At 65.5% G+C, this 19,701-nt stretch carries 12 protein-coding genes; 6 read left to right on the top strand and 6 right to left on the bottom strand.

Annotated features, from left to right (window positions below; genetic code table 11):
• Positions 1-46 precede the first annotated feature (46 nt).
• Together ABWV53_RS01505 and ABWV53_RS01500 are read right to left on the bottom strand one after the other, a co-directional pair.
• Entirely contained in the window at positions 47-991 is a 945-nt protein-coding gene (locus tag ABWV53_RS01505) for an N-carbamoyl-D-amino-acid hydrolase (protein WP_502903818.1), read from the bottom strand.
• Positions 992-1,212: 221 nt separating this feature from the next.
• Complete coding sequence (locus ABWV53_RS01500; protein WP_353362208.1) at positions 1,213-2,136, bottom strand: LysR family transcriptional regulator; 924 nt, start codon at positions 2,134-2,136, stop codon at positions 1,213-1,215.
• A 133-nt stretch (positions 2,137-2,269) separates the two neighbouring features.
• On the opposite strand from ABWV53_RS01500, the gene ABWV53_RS01495 reads away from it, so the two are divergent.
• Entirely contained in the window at positions 2,270-3,322 is a 1,053-nt protein-coding gene (locus ABWV53_RS01495) for an adenosine deaminase (protein ID WP_353362206.1), read from the top strand.
• Between the two features lie 208 nt (positions 3,323-3,530).
• Here ABWV53_RS01495 and ABWV53_RS01490 read toward each other — a convergent pair whose 3' ends face one another.
• Entirely contained in the window at positions 3,531-4,730 is a 1,200-nt protein-coding gene (locus ABWV53_RS01490; RefSeq protein WP_353362204.1) for a glyoxalase superfamily protein, read from the bottom strand.
• A 267-nt stretch (positions 4,731-4,997) separates the two neighbouring features.
• On the opposite strand from ABWV53_RS01490, the gene ABWV53_RS01485 reads away from it, so the two are divergent.
• The 5 genes from ABWV53_RS01485 (at position 4,998) to ABWV53_RS01465 (ending at position 16,696) form a co-directional block, all read left to right on the top strand.
• The gene (locus ABWV53_RS01485) at positions 4,998-7,508 is read left to right on the top strand and encodes a penicillin acylase family protein (protein ID WP_353362202.1); all 2,511 of its coding nucleotides are present in this window, start codon (positions 4,998-5,000) and stop codon (positions 7,506-7,508) included.
• Positions 7,509-8,074: 566 nt separating this feature from the next.
• Positions 8,075-9,064: a hypothetical protein gene (locus tag ABWV53_RS01480; protein WP_353362200.1), complete on the top strand. Its 990-nt coding sequence runs from the start codon at positions 8,075-8,077 to the stop codon at positions 9,062-9,064.
• Entirely contained in the window at positions 9,061-12,666 is a 3,606-nt protein-coding gene (locus ABWV53_RS01475; protein WP_353362198.1) for a carboxypeptidase regulatory-like domain-containing protein, read from the top strand. Before ABWV53_RS01480 ends, ABWV53_RS01475 begins: the two co-directional genes overlap by 4 nt.
• A gap of 59 nt (positions 12,667-12,725) precedes the next feature.
• Complete coding sequence (locus ABWV53_RS01470) at positions 12,726-16,265, top strand: transglutaminase-like domain-containing protein (protein WP_353362196.1); 3,540 nt, start codon at positions 12,726-12,728, stop codon at positions 16,263-16,265.
• A 2-nt stretch (positions 16,266-16,267) separates the two neighbouring features.
• Positions 16,268-16,696: a hypothetical protein gene (locus ABWV53_RS01465; protein WP_353362194.1), complete on the top strand. Its 429-nt coding sequence runs from the start codon at positions 16,268-16,270 to the stop codon at positions 16,694-16,696.
• Positions 16,697-16,866: 170 nt separating this feature from the next.
• Here ABWV53_RS01465 and ABWV53_RS01460 read toward each other — a convergent pair whose 3' ends face one another.
• From ABWV53_RS01460 to kynU, 3 genes are all read right to left on the bottom strand, one after another.
• Positions 16,867-17,376, bottom strand: a complete 510-nt coding sequence (locus ABWV53_RS01460; RefSeq protein WP_353362192.1) for a hypothetical protein — start codon at positions 17,374-17,376, stop codon at positions 16,867-16,869.
• 120 nt (positions 17,377-17,496) lie between these two features.
• Positions 17,497-18,384, bottom strand: a complete 888-nt coding sequence (kynA, locus tag ABWV53_RS01455) for a tryptophan 2,3-dioxygenase (protein WP_353362190.1) — start codon at positions 18,382-18,384, stop codon at positions 17,497-17,499.
• A gap of 2 nt (positions 18,385-18,386) precedes the next feature.
• The gene (kynU, locus tag ABWV53_RS01450) at positions 18,387-19,682 is read right to left on the bottom strand and encodes a kynureninase (RefSeq protein WP_353362188.1); all 1,296 of its coding nucleotides are present in this window, start codon (positions 19,680-19,682) and stop codon (positions 18,387-18,389) included.
• Between the last annotated feature and the right edge of the window lie 19 nt (positions 19,683-19,701).

The following is a 19,701-nucleotide window of genomic DNA, read 5'->3' as shown; positions in this document are numbered from 1 at the left end:
TCTCAGGGGGCGGGGAATGCGGTGACGGCCTGGGGGCGGCTCAGGCTCAGGGCAGCGGATCGCCCGCGCCGGTGCGCTCGACGATCAGGCGGTAGTGCTCGGGGCGGCGGTGCTTGGCGAAGTTGAAGACGTGCTCGCGGAAGTGTTCGCCCAGCGACAGGTCGGCGCGCACGCAGATCACCTCGTCCTCTTCGCTGGTGGTGCGCGCGACGATCTCGCCGCTGGGCGCGACGATGACCGAGCTGCCGATCAGGTGGTGCCCGTCCTCGGATCCGCACTTGGCGGCCGCGGCCACCCAGATGCCGTTCTGGTAGGCATTGGCCTGCAGCGAGATCAGGTGCGTGGTGGTGCGCAGGTGGGCCGGCTCGGCCCAGTGGATGTTGAGCGAGGGCGTGTTGTAGCCGAGCACCACCACCTCGGCGCCCTGCAGCGCCATCACGCGGTAGGTCTCGGGCCAGCGGCGGTCGTTGCACAGGCACATGCCCATGCGCACGCCGTCGGTGTCGAAGGCGCGGAAGCCCAGGTCGCCCACCTCGAAGAACTTCTTCTCCAGGTGCTGGAAGGGCGCCTCGGGCTTGTGGTCCGCGTGGCCGGGCAGGTGGATCTTGCGGTAGCGGCCGCGAATGGCGCCGTCCTGTCCGACGATCACGGCCGAATTGAAGCCGCGCCCCTCGGCGGTCAGCTCCGCGTAGCCGAGGTAGAAGCCCACGCCGAGCTGGCGCGCCGCGTCGAAGAGGGGCTGCGTCTGCGGTCCGGGCAGGCTGCGCTCGAAGAAGTGCTCGTGCGCCTCCGCCTCCGGCATCCAGTAGCGCGGGAAGAACGTGGTGAGCGCCAGTTCCGGAAACACCACGAAGCGCGCGCCACGGCCGTGCGCCTCGCGCAGCATCGCGACCAAACGGGCGACCACGGAGGGCCGGCTGTCGGCCAGGTGCACGGGGCCCATCTGGGCGACGGCCAGGTCGAGGAACCGGCGGGGGCCGGCGGGGCGCATGCTCATGGAACAACCTTCTTTTCTTCGTTGCATCGGTGGTGGTGCCATCGATTATTCGAAGCGGTGTCCGGCGCGTCGAATGACGCTTTGTGGCCCGGCTTTAACCCGTTGTTAACCCTTTGCCTCGCCGCGGTGCAGCACGGCGCGCCACGCACCGGCAGGGGGCGGGTGCATGGGGCGCGACGCCACCCTGGTGCGCGCCTCGCCGCGGCTCAGGGGGCTCAGCCGGTCGCGGCGTCGTCCGAGAACGGCAACGCCAGCCCGCATTGCAGCAGCACACTGTGCAGCGCGTGCAGCAGCGCATCGGCCGCGGGCGAAAGCGGTGCGCTCTGCAAATGGACCAGGTCGGCCACGATCGGCTGCGCGCCCCGCACCGGAATCACCTTGAAGCGCGACTCCAGCCAGCCCTGCAGCGAATACGCGTCCACCAGCGCGGCGCCGGCGCCGGCATGCACCAGCGCGCAGGCATAGTGGGGCGAGGTGACCTCGACGTGGAAGCGCGGCGCCCTGTCGCAGTCCGCGAACATCTGGTCGATGCGCAGCCCCAGCGGCGAGCCGTGCGGATAGCCGATGAGATCGTGCGGCAGCAGTTCATCGGTGCCGACCTCCTCGTAAGCGGCCAGCGGATGGCTGCGCGGGCAGACGCACAGCAGCCGGGCGGCGGCGATCGGGCGGGTGACGAGGTTCGGGTGATCGACCGGGAAGGTGGAAATGCCCAGGTCGGCCCGCTGCTGCAGGATGCGCTCCTTCAGCGCCGCGTGGTTCAGGCAATGGAAGTGCACCTGCAGGTCCGGCAGCGTGGTGCGCAGCTGGGCGATCGCCAGCGGCACGATCATCTGCCCCAGGCTCGGACTCGACAGGATGCTCACGAACCCCCGTGCCCGCACCGCCAGCTCGCGCGTGAGGCTGCCGATGCGCTGCACGCCGCCGTGCACCTGCTCGACCTCCACATACAGCCGCCGGGCCTCGGCCGTGGGGTGCAGGCGCCCCTTGACGCGCTCGAACAGCGCGAAGCCCAGCCGGCTCTCGGTGTGCGACAACAGCCGGCTGATCGCGGGCACGGACACATGCAGCAGGCGCGCCGCGCCGCTGACGGAGCCGGTCACCATCACGGCCCGGAAGGCTTCGATCTGTCGCAGATTCATGGGCGCGATTTTGCGACGGACAGGGCGGGACCGGGGCCAGCACCCGCCGCTGGCTCGTCACATCCGGCCACTGAGCGCTGCGGACAAGGCATCATTCACCCATCGCCGCACTACGAAGCCACGGAGCCGCCCCATGAAAATCCCCGTCATTCCCCCGAAGCGCCTGCCCGACCTGCTGCGCGCCATGCCCAAGGCCGAGCTGCACATCCACATCGAAGGCTCGCTGGAGCCCGAGCTGATCTTCGCGCTGGCCGAACGCAATGGCGTGGCGCTGCCTTACGCCGACGTCGAGGCGCTGCGCAGCGCCTATGCCTTCACCGATCTGCAGAGCTTTCTCGACATCTACTACGCCGGCGCCAGCGTGCTGCTGAAGGAGCAAGACTTCTACGACATGGCGCGTGCCTACCTGGCGCGGGCCGCGGCCGACAACGTCGTGCATGCGGAGATCTTCTTCGACCCGCAGACGCACACCGCGCGCGGCGTGCCGATGGAGGTGGTGGTGGCCGGCCTGCACCGCGCCTGCGCCCATGCGCGGGCGGAAACGGGCATATCGAGCGCGCTGATCCTTTGCTTCCTGCGCCACCTGAGCGAGGACGACGCGCTGCAGACGCTGGAGCAGGCCCTGCCGTTCAAGGACCGCTTCGTCGGCGTGGGGCTGGACAGCAGCGAGGTCGGCCACCCGCCGGAGAAGTTCGCCCGCGTGTTCGCCCGCTGCTGCGAGTTGGGCCTGCGCCTGGTGGCCCACGCGGGCGAGGAAGGACCGCCCGCCTACATCTGGAGCGCCCTCGACGTGCTGAAGGTGGAACGCATCGACCATGGCGTGCAGGCCGTGCACGACGCGGCGCTGATGCAGCGGCTGGCAGAAGAACGCATCGCGCTCACCGTGTGCCCGCTGTCGAACCAGAAGCTCAAGGTCTTCCCCGACCTGGCGGACCACAACCTCAAGCGGCTGCTGGACGCGGGCCTGGCGGTGACCGTGAATTCGGACGACCCGGCCTACTTCGGCGGCTACATCAACGACAACTTCGTGCAGCTCTTCGAGGCCGTGCCGGCGCTGACCGCCAAGGACGCCTACCACCTGGCGTTCAACAGCTTCGAAGCCAGCTTCGTGCCGCAGCCCGACAAGCACCATTGGCAGCATGCGCTGAAGGCCTGCTTCGAGCGGTTCGCCGATCACCAGGGGTGAAATTCTGGGTCAAAACATGCGCCGGCGCTTATCCTACAAGCGCCTGTAGCTATAAAAAAAGTAGCAAATGCTGCGAGGGCCGCCGACGCAGCGGCGCCGGCACCAGGTGCTGAAGGGGCGTCCCAGCCCGTGCAGGGGCCAGAGCGGGACCGACGGGCTTGGCCCGGGATGGGCCCGAGGGCCGGCGTTCGCGCCGCCCTTCAGGGCTTCATTCCTCCAGGAACCGGAGGCGGTTGCCGAAGGGGTCGGTGAGCGTCATCAGGTCTCCGCCCCATGGCGCCTTCTCCACGCCGGGCCGTCGGGTGGCATAGCCGCGCGCGGTGAGCTCCGCGTGGAAGGCCACCAGCCCCTCGCAGCGCAGCACCACCATGGCGCCCGGCGTGCCGTCGCGTTCGTCTTCCGACAGGTGCAGCACGCAGCCGGCGCGGGACACCTGCAGGTAGCGGGGCGCGGCGGACGGGGGCGCCGGTTCCGCCGTCGCCTCTGCCCCGCCGTGCTGCGCGTCGGGCAACCGCCAGTTCACCGAGAAGCCCAGCAGCCCGACATAAAAGCGCAAGGCCTCGTCCACCCCGTCGATGCGCAGCACTGGCACGCTCTGGCGGACCTGGAGGCTCTGCGCATCCGAAGAAGCGTCGGCCCCCGGCGCAGGCTGGAGGGCGGCACTTGGAGCGGGGCCTGCATTCGTCTCCGCCGGCTGGCGCGCTGGCCGCTCCGAGCGCCCCCGCGGGCCGGCCGGCCGTGCCGGCGGCTGCGTGGTGGCCCCCTGATGGTCCGCGCCCGCTCCATCGAGCAGCGGGCGGGCGGGCGACGCGGCCTGCAGCGCCTCATACACCCGCAGCGCGGCGTAGGCATCGTTCGCGGCGTAGCGCTGCTGCGCGTCGGTCAGCTGGGGCTGCGCCCAGTTCGACGTGCCGATCTTCTTGGACTTGGCGAAGCGCTGGCCGAACAGCAGCGCGATCGCGGTCTTCACGCCCATCGAGCGCGGATAGCCCAGGCGGCGCAGCACGGTGTCCAGGTCGAGCAGCGCATGCACCGGCCCGCCCAGTGACCGCGCCAGCTGGCTGCGGTCGTTGTCCAGTCCGAACCCCGCCTTGACCAGGTGCGGCGCGGCCAGCAACGCCTGCACGGCGCGGCGGCAGCCGGGCGTGGCCAGCTGGAACAGCCAGCCCTGCTCCAGCGTGGCGAACTGCACCAGGTGGGGGCCGTCCGACACGTCGCCCCGCACGAAGGTGGGCTTGGATTCGGTGTCGAACCCCAGCACGGGTGAATCGATCAACGCTCGCAGCGCGGCGACCGCATCGTCGTCGGTGCGGATGAGCCGGATGCGGTCCAGATCGAGCCCTTCGAAGAGGGGCAGCAGCGCGATCTGTTCCTTGGTGGGCAGCGGAAGGTGAGAAGAAGAGGGCATGGGTGAGGAGCTGGGACCAGGCCGCCCGGTGAAGGGCGAACCGGGCGCGGTGTCAGGCAGGGGGGAGCAGCGGAATGTGCGGCCAAGAATACCCCCGGGCGTGAACCGATGGACAGAACGCCGCCATCGCCCCATGCTGGCCAGGCCCCGACGGCGGCCTGCCGGCATCAGAGGGCGACGACCCCACGAGCGGGCAGCGAACAGACCCGTGCCCGGCCGCAGCGGCGCCGCCCCGGCGCCACCGGCCCCATCCACCGGAGACACACCATGCACCCCATCGTCCGCAGCGGCACCCGGCCGCTTTCCTTGCTGGCCCTGGCCGCGCTCGCCGCCTGCGGTGGCGGCGGCAGCGACAACGGCGATGGCGGCGGGGGAGGGGGCGGCGGGGCGGGCACGTCGCTCAACGCGGAGATCCGCCGCACCAGCATGGGCGTGCCCCACATCAAGGCCGCCAACTGGCAGGGCGCGGGCTACGGCTACGGCTATGTCCAGGCGCAGGACACGCTCTGCACGCTGGCCGACGGCTTTCTCACCTACCGAGGCGAGCGCTCGCGCTACCTGGGCGGCGACACGCAGGTGCTCAACGACAGCACGCTCGGGCGGCCGAGCAACATCGACTCCGACTTCTTCCATCGCCACGTCATCTCCAGCGACGTGGTCGACCGCATGATCGCCGCGCAGCCCGAGAACCTGCGCCAGATGGTCAAGGGCTTCACGGCCGGCTACAACCGCTACGTGCGCAGCGTGAAGGCCGGCGGCAGCGACGTGGCCGCCACGGCGCACGCGGCCTGCCGCAACGAGGCCTGGGTCGCGCCCGTGACCGAGCAGGACGTGTGGCGCCGCATGATCGCGGCCAACCTGGCGGGCGGCTACAGCAACTTCGCTGCCGCCATCGCCAACGCCACCGCGCCGGCCGCGAGCAAGGCCGGGCCGGTGGCGCCGGCAGCTGCCGCCACCAGGGCGATGGGCGCCGCGGCGCCGCAGCAGGTGGCGGCGGTGGACCCGGCCCGCACCCGCGCGCCCGAGCTGCAGGTGGGCGGCACGCGGGGCATCGGCAGCAACATGTTCGGCTTCGGCGCGTCCGTCACGGGCGAGGGCAGCTCGGTGCTGTTCGGCAACCCGCATTGGTTCTGGAAGGGGCCGGACCGCTTCTACCAGGCCCAGATCACCATTCCCGGCGAACTGAACGTGAGCGGCGTGTCCTTTTTGGGCATTCCCGTGGTGCTGATCGGCTTCAACGACAACGTGGCCTGGAGCCACACGGTCTCCACCGCGCGGCGCTTCGGCTTCTACCAGCTGACGCTCGCCTCGGGCGACCCCACCAGCTACCTGCGCGACGGCCGCCCGGTGAAGATGACGGCCAGCACCATCACCGTGCCCACGCGCACCGCGTCGGGCGGCACGGCCGACCTGACGCGCACCCTCTACCGCTCGGAATACGGCCCCCTGGTGAACCTGGCCGCGCTGAACCCAGCGCTGGGCTGGAACCAGACGACGGCCTATGCGATCCGCGACATCAACGGCGACAACCTGCGCACCTTCCGCAACTGGATGCGCTGGAACCAGGCGAGATCGCTGGACGAATTCATCGCCATCCAGCGGGAGGAATCCGCCATTCCCTGGGTCAACACCGTCGCCGTGGGCCGGGGCGACGGCCGCACCTGGTATGCCGACATCGGCGCCGTGCCCAACGTGTCGCCCGAGCAGGTGGCGTCGTGCACCACCGCCGCCGGCCGCGCCGTGGCCGCCGCGCTGCCCAACGTGCCGTTCTTCGACGGCTCGCGCAGCGCCTGCGACTGGCAGACCGACACCGATTCGGCACAGACGGGCGCCGTGGGCCCCGCGCGCATGCCGCGCCTGCTGCGCGGCGACTACGTGGCCAACATGAACGACAGCTACTGGCTCGCCAACCCCGCAGCGCCGCTCACCGGCTACCCGGCCATCTTCGGCGCCACCGGCACGCCGCAGACCCTGCGCACGCGGCTGGGCCACACCATGGCGCAGCAGCGGCTGGCCGGCACCGACGGCTACGCCGGCACGCAGGCGACGAGCGCCATCGTCCGCCAGATGGTGCTGAACAGCCGCGTCTACAGCGCCGAGCGGTTCAAGGACCAGGCGCTGGACATGGTGTGTACGGGCAGTGCCGGCACCGACGCGGCAGCAGCCTGCGCCGCGCTGCGCGCCTGGGACAACACCGGCAACGCCAACGCCCGCGGCTCGCACGTGTGGGACGCCTTCTGGCGCCGCGCCCAGGCCGCCGTGCCGGCGGCACAGCTCTATGCCGTGCCCTTCAGCGCCAGCGACCCGGTCAACACGCCGCGCGACCTGAGTTCCAGCGCCGCCCCCGCGCTGCGCACCGCCTTTGCCGCCGCCGTGGCCCAGGTGGTGCAAAGCGGCTTCGCCATGGACGCGCAGCGCGGCGACCTGCTCTTCGCCACACGCGGCGGCGAGCGCATAGCGCTCTACGGCGGCTGCGGCGACGTGGGTTACTTCACCATTACCTGCTCCGAAAACCCGCTGGAGCGCGGCGGCTACACCATGGACGGCCAGCCCCACGGCAACAGCTACATGCAGGTGGTGAGCTTCCCGCAGGGCGGGGTGCAGGCGCACACCTTCCTCACCTTCTCGCTCTCGGACGACCCGGCCTCGGCGCACTACGGCGACTACACCCGCGCCTACGGCGCCAAGCAGTGGCTGCGCGTGCCGTTCGCCGAGTCGGAGATCACCGCGGACAAGGACTACCGCACGGTGACGATCAGCGAGGCGGTGGGGCAGTAAGTGGCAAGCCCGTCAAGCGGGCACTCAGGACGCTCTGCATCCTTCGAGCGAGGATCGGACGAGTGCGAGCCGCAAGCGGCAGCAAGGCCAAACGTGATGGCGTTCAACGCTGCAGGCCTTCCGAGTCCGCAGCTGCACGCGACGCAGCGATTCGTGCAGAGGCATCCCCACTGCGCACCGATGCGACGTAGCCAGCTTGCCGCACGCGTACTACCCGCACCGCTCCACTTCAATGGCCTGTGCGGGGGCAGTGTGCGATGACAGCTATTTGAAGCTGGTCACCACTACAGTAGTGGACTTAATGTGGTAGCCCAGAAAGGAATCACTTCGATCGTGCAGAAATCCCCGCTGGAAACAGGATCTGGCGATTATTCGAGATGCATCCGTCGCAGCGGGTGAGCGTGAACAATTGTGTAATTGACGGATTTTTCTATTCTTGAATCGTTCACCCCAATAGCTACCGCGAGTCACCAACTTGGCTGGGCCTTTTTCTCCCTGTAAGCTTTCTCAGCCGCCGCTCGTCGCGGTGATTACCAGCCGTATTGAGCTGGATTGGGAGGGAGAATATGGTGCCTGTCGTCATGCACAGTGGTGGTGTGCGCTCATCCGGAATTGTTAAATGGCTGGCCAATTTCACATTTGCTTTGCTATTGGGTCTGGCGGCTATGGGTCATGCGGAAGCTACGAGCATGACGCGTGCACAGACATGGCTTTCAGCCCAAATAGTGCCGACCGGCACCGTTGTGCAAGAGCAAGGCTCAGTGGCCCTGCCATTACAAGTGCGCGCAGAAACAGCTGCCGCGCTACGACAGGTTGGAGTCCACCCCGACAAGGCGTTGTTCGATGCGATCGCACTGCCAACGGTAGATACCACCGAGTACCGTGCGCGCCAGGCCATTGCGGCCATCCAGTCGGGCGGCAGCCCCGCCGCACACCTGGACTGGTTGGAGGCTCATGCAGCCGGCGGTGGGGGTTTTGGTGCTGCCCCAGCGTACCCCGCGAATGTGCAAGACAGCGCCTGGGCCTTGTTTGCTTTGATGGCAGGGCGCAACACCTCACCAGAGATCGCGCAAGTGGCCAACTGGCTGCTGGGCCAGCAGCAGACTGACGGCCACTGGGCTCTCGCCCAGGATGAAGATGGAGTCGTTCCTACCGCACTGGTGTTGCAGGCTCTGCAGGGTCTGCGCCATCTCGGCAGTGTTGCGGCAGCACTAGCCAACGCCCGCCAATGGCTCGACGGACAACGCCAGGGCAATGGCGCCTGGGGCAGCACGGAGCGCACCGCACAAGCACTGCTGGCCATGCTGCCCGCGCTCAACGACGCCAGCAGCGAAAGCTGCGCCATCGCCGCGCTCGAAACGGCACAGCTTGCCAACGGCAGCTGGCAGGACGATGCCTACCCCACTGCGCTGGCCCTGCGTGCCTTGTGGCTGGCGGGCCAGCCTGCCACCAATCCCGATGCGGCATCCATCCAGGGCCTGGTCATCGACGACGCAACCGGCCTGCCACTCAGCGGCTTCAGGCCAGCCTGCAGACACAGGGACTCAGCGCGTTGACTGACACCAACGGTCGATTTGCCCTCTTCCAGCTCCGCCCGGGGTCCGAAACACTGTTGATCCAGGCTGCGGGCTACCTGCCCATGCGTGTTGACCTGCCCTTGCAACGAGGCCAGGCCCTGGAACTGGGCACCATTCGACTTAAAGCCGCGAATGCAGGCAACGCCAGCACTGTCACCATCACCGGTGTCGCCAAGTACACCGACGGTGGCGGCACCTACCTTGAGGCAGCCAACGCCACCGTCATGGTGGGCGCGCTGACGGCCGTCACCGATGCCAACGGTGAATACACGCTGGCAGATGTGCCACCGGGTGCGATGAGCCTCAAGGCCGCGTACTCCACCTATCCCGCCTATGAAGCCAGCTTTGATGCTGCGGCAGGCCAGCAAGTACGGGTTGATCCGTTTTTCATCGGTCGTACTGCAGGACAAAGCACGCTGAAGGTAGTGGTGACCAACCAAGCTACAGGCAGCGTGATCCCGGGTGCCACCGTGGTGCTCAACGGCATCAGCACTAACACCAATGCGCAAGGTGAAGTGAGCTTTGCCACCGGCGTTGTCGCGGGCAACAATACGGTGGCAGTGTCGGCCAGCGGCCACGACAGCCGCATCCTCACCATCCAGGTGCAGGGCATTCATAGCATTAACTTGCCGGTAACGCTGGCCCCGATGGCTCCGGGCGCGCCTACACAGACCATGCTGCGTGGAGTCATCACGGATGCCGGCAGCTACCTGCCACTGGCGGGGGTCACTGTCACCGTTGAAGGAACTGGCCGCATGGCCACCACAGATGCGGCAGGACGCTATGCCATCGGCGGCGTGCCCGAATTCTCCGGCGTGCGCGATGTCCGCATCGAGAAACCAGGCTACCAGGCCCATGTGCAAAGCCTCACCCTTGTGCAAGGGCGCACGCACCAGTTCGATGTGTCACTACAGCAGCAGACCGACCCCAGCCAACCCATCCGGATACTGGTGAGCGTGACCGACAAAGCCACCTTGCAGCCCGTCGAGAATGCCACCATCACGTTGACCGGCAGCAACCCGCATGTGCTGCAGACCAACGCGGCTGGCACGGCCCAAGCCTCGGGGCTGAACGCGGGCGCTACCCAAGTGCAGGTATCCGCACCCGGATATGACAACGCCGTCTTCTCTACAAACCTGCAGGCAGGTCTCAGCTACCGCCTTCCCGTCGAACTGGTGCCGCAAGTCATCGGCAGCACCCGCATTCACGGCATGGTGCTGGATGCCCAAAGCCGGCAACCGCTGGTCGGTGCCGAAGTGATCCTGGCAGGCACCAAAGTAACGGAAACCACCACCGACGCCAGGGGCCACTACGAATTCAGCGGCCTCACCCCGGGGCGTTGGAATCTCGCGGCCAGCGCAGCGGGATACAAAGGCTCCAGCCGAGGGTACGACGTTGCCGCCAGTTCGGAAGTCAACATCCCGCTGGCCGTGAGCCAGGGCATTCAGATGGGCGACGGCAGCTTGCGAACGATTGCAGTGGGGCACCCCAACAACTCCTCTGCCGCAGTGGGCTACCTGTTCGTCTTCGGTGCACAAGGTACGTCCGGCACCGTGGCCAGCAACGACGGTGCCATCAACTACGGCTTCACCATCGATGCCGGCGGGGTTGCCGAACTCATGGTTCCGAGCGACCAGTTCCTGTCGCCGGCCGACACGGTCTTGGGCAAAGCCTTGTTTGTCTATGCCAGCGAGCCCGTCAGTGCCTACTTCCTGAACCGGGAGCAATACACGACAGACATGACCTATCTCCTGGACGTTACTGCACTGGGAACGAAGTACCGGGTATTGGACTGGACGTATGCCTATTCAGAACTGCAGATGTCGCTCACCGCAACGGAAGACGGCACGGTTGCGGTCGTAACGCCCGCCGTGGTGCTCAACAGCGGACAGCCAGCCCATGCACCCTTCGAAGTCAGGCTCAACAAAGGGCAGTCCGTGCTCTACACGACAGCCAGTGGAAACGACCCCACGGGGACAACGATTTCCGCCAACAAGCCCATCGCCGTTTTTGCAGGGGCGCAGTGCGCCAACATTCCGGTCGGCGCTGGGTATTGCGACCACCTCTTCACCCAGCTACCACCCGTGAACCACTGGTCGGCCAACTACGTGATTCCGAAAACCGCGAACACTGGCGCTGCGGGCAATCTGGTGCGCATCCTGGCCGACGCTGATGGCACCACCCTCGAAGTTGACGGCGCCGTGGTCAAGACTCTTGCCGCCGGTGAGTTCTACGAGATCGAAAATGCCGAAAGCCTCCAGATCAAGGCCTCCAAGCCTGTCCTGGTCGGCCAGTTCATGAAAGGCTCGACCATCACCACGGGGGGCAGCCTGGGCGATCCGGCCTTTACGTACATCAACGGCATCGATCAGGTTCTGTCGGACTATGTGTTCACCGCGCCCACGAATCTGTCGCCCTACCAGGAAAACTACCTGAACGTAGCCATTCCCACCCCTGCGCTGGCCACATTGCAACTCAATGGCGTGGCGGTGGACGTGGGTCTCTTTTCCGCCGTGGGCAGCACCGGCTACAGCGCGGGCAACATCCCCATTCCTGTCGGGCCAGGGCGCATCAAGGCAGACAGCCCATTCTTGGTGACCATTTCCGGCTTCAGCCAGGACGACAGCTACCACACCATCGTTGGCGCCAACTACTCGGCAGGCGCCTCTGGGTCCGAGCCGACCATCGCCAAGCTCACCGTGGGCACGGATCTGCAAAGTTACCCAGCGCAGACCTCTGTGCAGCTACAGGCCGCCGTTGCCAACCAGGGGCGTGTGCCTGCCACCTTGCGCATCGTGCTGCGGATCACCGACGCGAATGGCGACGAAATCGCGCGCTTTGCTGCAGCCCCCCTGGGCGAAGTGCTGCCGGGCGCCACCGTCAACCACACCCAGCCATGGAACACCGCCCTTTACCGCGCAGGCAACTACACCCTGATCGGTACCTTGACCGACACCAGCGGCGAAGTGGTGGGTACCGCCAGCAGCCTGTTTGCCATCACCGCCGGTGGTGCACTGAATGCGCCCAAAGCCACGCTGACCCTGGCCACCGACAAGGCTGAATACAGCCAGAACGATCGTGTGCGCCTGGACAACCTCGTGCGCAACCTGACAGCCAACGCGGTGGTGGATGACGCCCGGGTGACACTGACCGTGCGCAATCCCCACGGCACCGTGGTGTTCACGCACACCCATAAGTTGGGACAACTGGTTGCCAGCGGCATGCGGGCGCTGGACGTCCAGCAGCTGCTCAAAGATGCGCCCGTGGGTACCTATGCTGTGGAGGCCAAGCTGCTGGGCAGCGGCAACAACCTGCAGAGCGCAGCCGCAGCCGCAGGCGCCGAGTCGATCCAGTCGTACAGCACAGATGTGCTGCTGGCCACCGCCAGCACCAGCTACCGCGTGCTGGCTGACCCTGTCGCTCCTGGCGGCCCTGAGCCTGAGCGTGCCATCCCCATTCCCGTGAATGCGCTCTGGCAGCTGTTGCTGACCGCCGTGGCCCTGCTGGGCATGGGTGGTGTGCGCGTGCACAAGCTGCGCGCCCGCCGTCGCAACGACAACAAGCCGGGGAGCGCGCAATGAGCCCGGCACCAGCAAGACCCGAAATACCTACAAATATGAACCCGAGGGAGAAGACCGACATGCCCGACGCCAGTCACCCAACCCGCGCGCCTCTGGCTGGGCGTGACCATCCCATGCAAGGCCCCATGCTGTGCAGCACCGCCAAGCCTGCAGGCTGGTTCAAGCGCAGCATCAGCACCCTGGTGGTCGCATCCATCCTCAACAGCCTGGCCCTGCCGCTGGTGCACGCCCAAACTGCCCAGCGCAACCACGCGGCGCAGCAAGACCTGCGAACCAGCGGGGCGGAGCGCTACGCCGCCTCTCTGCAAAACATGGGCAACATCCTGCAGGCCAGCCCGTCTTCTGCTGCCACCCGCAACCCCGCCGCCTACCTGCCCACTGTAGACAGCGTGCAGCAGCAAGCCGAAGCGCTGCAGGCCGAGTGGGACGCCCTGCGCGCCACTTGGCAAGCCGCCGGGGTGGACGACAGCATCATCCAGCGCCAACGCGCGCACGAAGAAACCTTTGCCGCCCGCAACCACGCGCTGCTGCAGCGACTGCAAGCCGTCGTCAAGACCGATGGTCGCGATGCCGCTGCCGTGCAGGCCTTGCGTAAATTGGTGGCCGCTTCGGCCAGTCCTGCCACCCACCTGCCTATCAACTTGCGCAACATGCCCTGGCAGGTGGAGGCCGTCAAAAAGTCACTGCCCGCCACCACCCAGGCTGAACTGCAGCAAAAGCTGGCCCTCACCCTTGCCGCCAAAACACAAGCCACCGCCAGTGCCAGTACTTACGGCAGCCAGGCTGCCACCGCACCTGGCACGGCAGACCTGGCTGCCACCATTGACGCGCAACAAACCCCAGAAATCAAAGCCCTGGCCATCAGCCTGGACAATAACCCCCACAAAATTTACCAGTGGGTGCACGACAACATCCACTACTTTCCCAGCCACGGCAGCGTGCAAGGTGCGCAAGACACTCTCGACAAGAAACGCGGCAACGCCTTCGACACCAATAGTCTGCTGATTGCTCTGCTGCGCGCCAGCGGCATCCCCGCCCGTTACGTGTACGGTACCGTGGAATTGCCCGTTGCCCAGGTGCAGAACTGGGTGGGCGGCGCGCTCACCGCCGATGCCGCTCAACAAGTCCTGAGCCAAGGCGGCGTGCCCAACACCGTGCTCACCAAGTCCGGCCAGGACTTCGCCTTCCGCTTGGAGCATGTCTGGGTGGAGGCCCTGATCCAGTACCAGCCCGGCCGGGGAGCCAGGCATGTGCCAGGCGTCAGCACGCCGGACACCTGGGTACCCCTGGACGCCAGCTATAAGCAATACACCTTTCAGCCAGGCATGGATCTGCAAACCGCAGTGCCCTTGGATGCCCAGGCCCTGCTCGACGCCGCTAGCCAAGGCTCACAAAGCAACGCCCAGGAAGGCTGGGTACGCAACCTCAACACCACGGCCCTGCAAAGCCAGCTAAACGCCTACCAAAACCAACTCAAAACCTACATCGACAGCCAGAACGGCGGCAAAAGCACCGTGGGCGACGTGCTGGGCACCCGAAACGCCAGCATCGACCCACTGCCCTATCTGGCTGGCACCTTACCCTATGTCATCAAGGCCAGAACCCAGCAGTTCAGCGAAGTGCCAGACAGCCTGCGCACCCAGTTCCGCTACCAAATTTACGCCGACCAACGCAGCGCAGCGTGGGGAGACAGCCCCTTACTGAGCTGGCAAACCCCCACCGCCAGCCTGGCAGGCAAGAAAGTCACCATGGCCTGGGTAGCTGCCAGCCCCGCAGACCAGGCCGCCATAGAAGCCCTCATCCCCACGCCCCCGCCCGGACAGGACCTTGACCCCAGCCAACTCCCCAAAGGCCTGCCCGGCAGCATCCGCCTGAAGCCGGAAATCCGGGTGGATGGAAGCACCGTTGCCACAGGCCCCGCCATGAGCGCAGGCCGCGAACCCGTGGGCGCAGGCGCGTTCACCCGCTACGGCAGCCAGGGCCAGGACTGGGATGAAACCCAAGACCAACTCATCGCTGGCCAACAAACCGCGCTGGGCGTGAGCATCCAGGGCATCAGCCTCGCGCAGATGGAAGCCCTCAAAACCCGGATGCAAGCCACCCAGCAGAAGCTGCAGCAAGCCCAGACCGCCCCGCAAGACCAACGGGCCACCATCTTGGCAGGCATGACAGGCGAGAATCTGACGGGCGACCTGCTCACCGCCACGGTCTGGGGCTACTTCGCCAGCCTGCAAAGCCACGGCGCCATTGCATCCAGCCAGGCCCAGACCTTTGACCTGCCCGCACTGAGCTACGGCCTCTTTCACGCCCAGGTCAAGCCCAACAAGCTCTACGGCATCGTCACCACCGGCATCAGCTTCCAGGGCCTGAACATGGACATCGGGCACCTGCGGCACATCCGCTGGGTGAAGGACGACAACCCAGGCAGCGCGATCAACAACAAGCCCGAGCTGACCCAAAACGGCAAGTCGGCAGCGCAAAACCGCTGGATCGCGTACAACAAGATGCGGGGCCAATACGCGAGTGCCATGGAACATGCCGTGCCGGAGCAATACTGGGTGGACAAAAGCCAGTGCCGGTACGTGGATGAAAACGGACAAACGCAGAACTTTGCCAAAGAAGACTGCACGCAGGGTATCAGTGCGGTGAAGGCCATTGCCATCGCCCAGAGTCAGGGTCAGAAGATCTACACCATCAACCAGAGCAACCGGGATACGGCTTTGCCAAAGCTTGCATTGGGCGGAGGGGCTGTAGCTGAGATCAGGAATGCTATCGAGGCGGGCAAGGAGGTGACATTCCACGAAAGCCCCATCAGTGCGCACGGGTGGACGGGACACGGCTACACCATCACGGATCCAGAGACTGGGGCGGGGGCCTACATCATTGAGGGCAAGGGGAACGGAGGAAACCTCTTGTTTGACGAAGGCGGGCTTAAGGTGATGCGCTACTTTAGTATTGGCGCACCACCGATATCCGTAGATCCAGAAATTCTCAACACGACCTATTCCGTAGGTGTCGCAGCGGTTTACTCGGCCATCAACACGGTATCTGAGCTTTGGGATTGCTACCAAGATGTTATTAAGGAAGCAGTACTGACCATCGTGGTGGTGCTTGCTGTAGCGGCTATTGCAGCCGCCTTGACGGCGGGAACAGGCTTGGCAGCGGGGGTGGCTGCGGCACTTGTGATACTAAACACCAATGCATCCGCAGCGTCTGGTCGGCCACAATGTTCTCCACCCACTGTACGACTGCAGGTTCAAGAGAGTGCATACTGTGACAACAATGGCGGTAAGACGCTCAACACCCTAAAGGGCGAAATTCTCTATGGAAAACCCGGTGTAGGCGTCACGGTGGAGCAGGCCGAGATAGGGATGAATAACATGCTCGTACGAGCAGCGGCTGAGCCCTGGATTCCTAATAAGTTCTTGCCGACGCTTGCCGATATGGGGGCGTCGACAATCAACAAACTTAGAAGACTTCCACCCTATGGTTACCCCAAGGGTGGCAATATTCCAGGGATGTCATCGCAGCAAATGTATAAAAATACCTGCTTTCGAATAGATGTTGAAAATATATTTGGCGCCAATTTTAAGGAATAACCATGCTAGAATATGAAAAACATATCGAAGATATAAATAAATCAAAACCTCCAAATAGGGAGGATAGGATAATGGAGTTGTGGCGGTATATGGGGGATGACATCCATCTTGACGAGGCGGGTCGAATTGCAGTAAGGGATTATATTTTAAGTATTTATGAACAATTAAATTTCAATGAAAAGCACGCAGCTCTTCAAGTTCTTCTGAAATCTGGTGGCTGGAGTAATGGGCGGGATTTTATTTTCGACTACCTTGGAGAGATTTTTTGTAGATTCAAGAGTGATGCTGCATTGTTAAGCACCTATCTCTATGTACTACAGGGTTATGACGATTGGCGAAATGAGCTAGATATAGGTGCATGGGAGTTGGACGAAACATTCAGAGAAGCTTACGAGAGGTTAAAAGCGGGAAATTCAAGGCATTTAGACTAATGGGTCGAGGCACCCAATACATCCCCGGCCAAAGCACATCCGACACCTGGGTACCAGTGCCGGACAGCCTGCGCACCCAGTTCCGCTACCAAATTTACGCCGACCAACGCAGCGCCGCGTGGGTAGACGGCGCCTTACCAGGCCCAGACCTTTGACCTGCCCGCACTGGGCTACGGCCTCTTCCACGCCCAAGTCAAGCCCAACAAGCCGTACGGCATCGTCACCACCGGCATCAGCTTCCATGGTCTGAACATGGACATCGGGCACCTGCGGCACATCCGCTTGGTGAAAGACGACAACCCCAGCTTCCCCATTAACACCAAAGCAGAACTCACAAGCAACGGCAGGCCCGCAGCGCAGGACGCTGGATTGCCTACAACAAGATGCGGGAGCAGCACGCCAGCGCCATGGAACACGCCGTGCCAGAGCAATACTGGGTGGACAAAACCCAGTGCCGGTACCAGGATGAGAACGGCCAGACACAGAACCCGGCCAAAGAGGATTGCAAGCAAGGCATCAGCGCATTGAAGGCCATTGCCATCGCACAGAGCCAGGGGCCGAAGATCTACGCCATCAACGAAAACAACCGGCACACGGCTTTCCCCCAACTCACCGTAAGCGGAGGAGCCGGGGAAGAGATCAGAAGCGCCATCGAGGCAGGCAAAGAGGTGACCTTCCATGAGCCTTGGCAGGCTTCATCGACGAAGTGCTGCCTAGGAAGGACGCCAGGTGATGGTGCGCATCCTGGTGCTCAAAGTCCTGTACCGGTGTGCCGGGGCGATTTGTGCAACAAAGGCTCCCTACAGCGACGTCCGCAACCGCCAGATCTCCGGAAACAGCACCACGTCCAGCATCTTGCGCAGGTAGCTCACCCCGCCCGTGCCGCCGGTGCCGCGCTTGAAGCCGATCACGCGCTCCACGGTGGTCACGTGGCGGAAGCGCCAGAGGCGGAAGGCGTCCTCCAGGTCGGTGAGTTCCTCGCCCAGCTGGTAGAGGTCCCAATGCGTCTGCGGGTCGCGGTACACGGTCAGCCAGGCCTGCTCGACGGCGTCGCTCTCCACGTACGCCTGCGTCCAGTCGCGGTCGGTGTGGCTGGCAGGCACCGCGATGCCGCGCCGGGCCAGCAGGCGCAGGGCCTCGTCGTAGAGCGAGGGCGCGGCGTAGGCGGCCTGCACCTGCTCCAGCAGGTCGCTGCGGTGCTCATGGGGTTTGAGCATGGCGCGGTTCTTGTTGCCCAGCGCGAATTCGATGCTGCGGTACTGGTAGCTTTGAAAGCCGCTCGACTGCCCCAGGTAGGGCCGCATGGCGCTGTATTCGGGCGGCGTCATGGTGGCCAGCACGTCCCAGGCGTGCACCAGCTGTTCCATGATCTTGGAGACCCGCGCCAGCATCTTGAAGGCCGGTTGCAGCTCGTCGCGCGCCACGTGGGCGATGGCGGCGCGCAGCTCGTGAAGCATGAGCTTCATCCAGAGTTCGCTGGTCTGGTGCTGCACGATGAAGAGCAGCTCGTCGTGCGCGGGCGAGAGCGGCTTTTGCGCGGTGAGGATGGCGTCGAGCTGCAGGTAGTCGCCATAACTCATGCTGCGGCTGAAGTCGAGCTGGGCGCGTTCCTCGTGCACCACCGATTCCGGCGACCCGGCGGGCGGGGTTGGAGTTGCGCTCGCAGGGGTGGGGGCGTGCGGGCACATGTTCAGGTCACCGCGTGCTGGCGGTTGAATTCGGGGCGCTGCCATTCGGCCGCCTCCAGCACCTGCCGCAGGTGCTCCACCGCATTCCACACATCCTCGAAGCCGATGTACAGCGGCGTGAAGCCGAAGCGCAGGATGTCCTTGTGCCGGCCGGTGCCGCCGTCGCCCTTGCGGAAGTCGCCCACCACGCCGCGCGCGATGAGCGCCTGCACGATGGCGTAGGCGCCTTCGTCTTTTTCAAGGCAGACCTGCGAGCCGCGCTGGGCGTGATCGCGCGGCGTGGCCAGGCCCAGGCCGTGGCCCGCGCAACGTTCTTCGACCAGCGCGATGAACAGGTCGGTCAGCGCCAGCGACTTGGCCCGCAGCGCGGCCATGCTGCCCAGGCTCTGCGCCGCCGTGAACACGTCCAGCCCGCATTGCAGGGCCGACAGGCTGATGATGGGCTGCGTGCCGCAGAGATAACGCGCCACGCCGGGCGCGGGCTGGTAGTCGGGCGTGAACTGGAACGGCGCCGCATGGCCCCACCAGCCCGACAGCGGCTGCCAGAAGCGGTCGGCATGGCGCGGGTGCACCCACACGAAGGCGGGCGCGCCCGGCCCGCCGTTCAGGTACTTGTAGCCGCAGCCGATGGCGAAGTCGGCGCCCGCGCCGTGCAGGTCGACCGGCACCGCGCCGGCGCTGTGCGCCAGGTCCCACACGCACAGAATGCCGGCCGCATGGGCCTGTGCGGTGACGGCCGCCATGTCGTGCATGGCGCCCGTGCGGTAGTTGACATGGGTCAGCATCAGCACCGCCACCTCTTGGGTCAGCGCGGCGCCGATCTCCTCGGGCTCGACCAGCACCAGCTCCAGCCCGCGCTCCTTGCACAGGCCTTCGGCGATGTAGAGGTCGGTGGGGAAGTTGCTGCGCTCGCTGACGATGCGACGGCGGCCGGGCGCGTCGGCCCGGGCGATGTTCAGCGCGGCGGAGAGCACCTTGTAGAGGTTGATCGACGTGCTGTCGGTGCACACCACCTCGCCCGCCCGCGCACCGATGAGCGGCGCCAGCTGGTCGCCCAGCCGCTGCGTCAGGTCGAACCAGCCGGCGCTGTTCCACGACTGGATCAGGTCCGTGCCCCATTCCCGCGTCACCACGTCGGCGATGCGGCCGGCGGCGGCGCGGGGCAGCACGCCCAGCGAATTGCCGTCCAGGTAGATGACGCCCGGCGGCAGCGTGAAGTGCTCGCGCAGGCCGCGCAGCGGGTCGGCGGCGTCGCGCGCCTGGCAGGCTTGCCGGGTGAGGGTGGATGTGGTGGTCATGGGTGGTTGCTCACTTTTT

The sequence above is a fragment of the Acidovorax sp. FG27 genome (genome assembly GCF_040365715.1).
Taxonomy (GTDB): Bacteria; Pseudomonadota; Gammaproteobacteria; order Burkholderiales; family Burkholderiaceae_C; genus Paracidovorax.
Note: the sequence above shows the minus strand (reverse complement) of the source record. Positions and strands in the feature narration are given on the sequence as shown.

Coding starts and splice junctions, on each gene's coding strand:
- ABWV53_RS01490 (WP_353362204.1), bottom strand. CDS start 4,730: ATGCCCTCTTCTTCTCACCTTCCGCTGCCCACCAAGGAACAGATCGCG.
- ABWV53_RS01460 (WP_353362192.1), bottom strand. CDS start 17,376: ATGGAAGGTCACCTCTTTGCCTGCCTCGATGGCGCTTCTGATCTCTTC.
- ABWV53_RS01480 (WP_353362200.1), top strand. CDS start 8,075: ATGGTGCCTGTCGTCATGCACAGTGGTGGTGTGCGCTCATCCGGAATT.
- ABWV53_RS01485 (WP_353362202.1), top strand. CDS start 4,998: ATGCACCCCATCGTCCGCAGCGGCACCCGGCCGCTTTCCTTGCTGGCC.
- ABWV53_RS01505 (WP_502903818.1), bottom strand. CDS start 991: ATGCGCCCCGCCGGCCCCCGCCGGTTCCTCGACCTGGCCGTCGCCCAG.
- ABWV53_RS01495 (WP_353362206.1), top strand. CDS start 2,270: ATGAAAATCCCCGTCATTCCCCCGAAGCGCCTGCCCGACCTGCTGCGC.
- kynA (WP_353362190.1), bottom strand. CDS start 18,384: ATGTGCCCGCACGCCCCCACCCCTGCGAGCGCAACTCCAACCCCGCCC.
- ABWV53_RS01470 (WP_353362196.1), top strand. CDS start 12,726: ATGCCCGACGCCAGTCACCCAACCCGCGCGCCTCTGGCTGGGCGTGAC.
- ABWV53_RS01500 (WP_353362208.1), bottom strand. CDS start 2,136: ATGAATCTGCGACAGATCGAAGCCTTCCGGGCCGTGATGGTGACCGGC.
- ABWV53_RS01465 (WP_353362194.1), top strand. CDS start 16,268: ATGCTAGAATATGAAAAACATATCGAAGATATAAATAAATCAAAACCT.
- kynU (WP_353362188.1), bottom strand. CDS start 19,682: ATGACCACCACATCCACCCTCACCCGGCAAGCCTGCCAGGCGCGCGAC.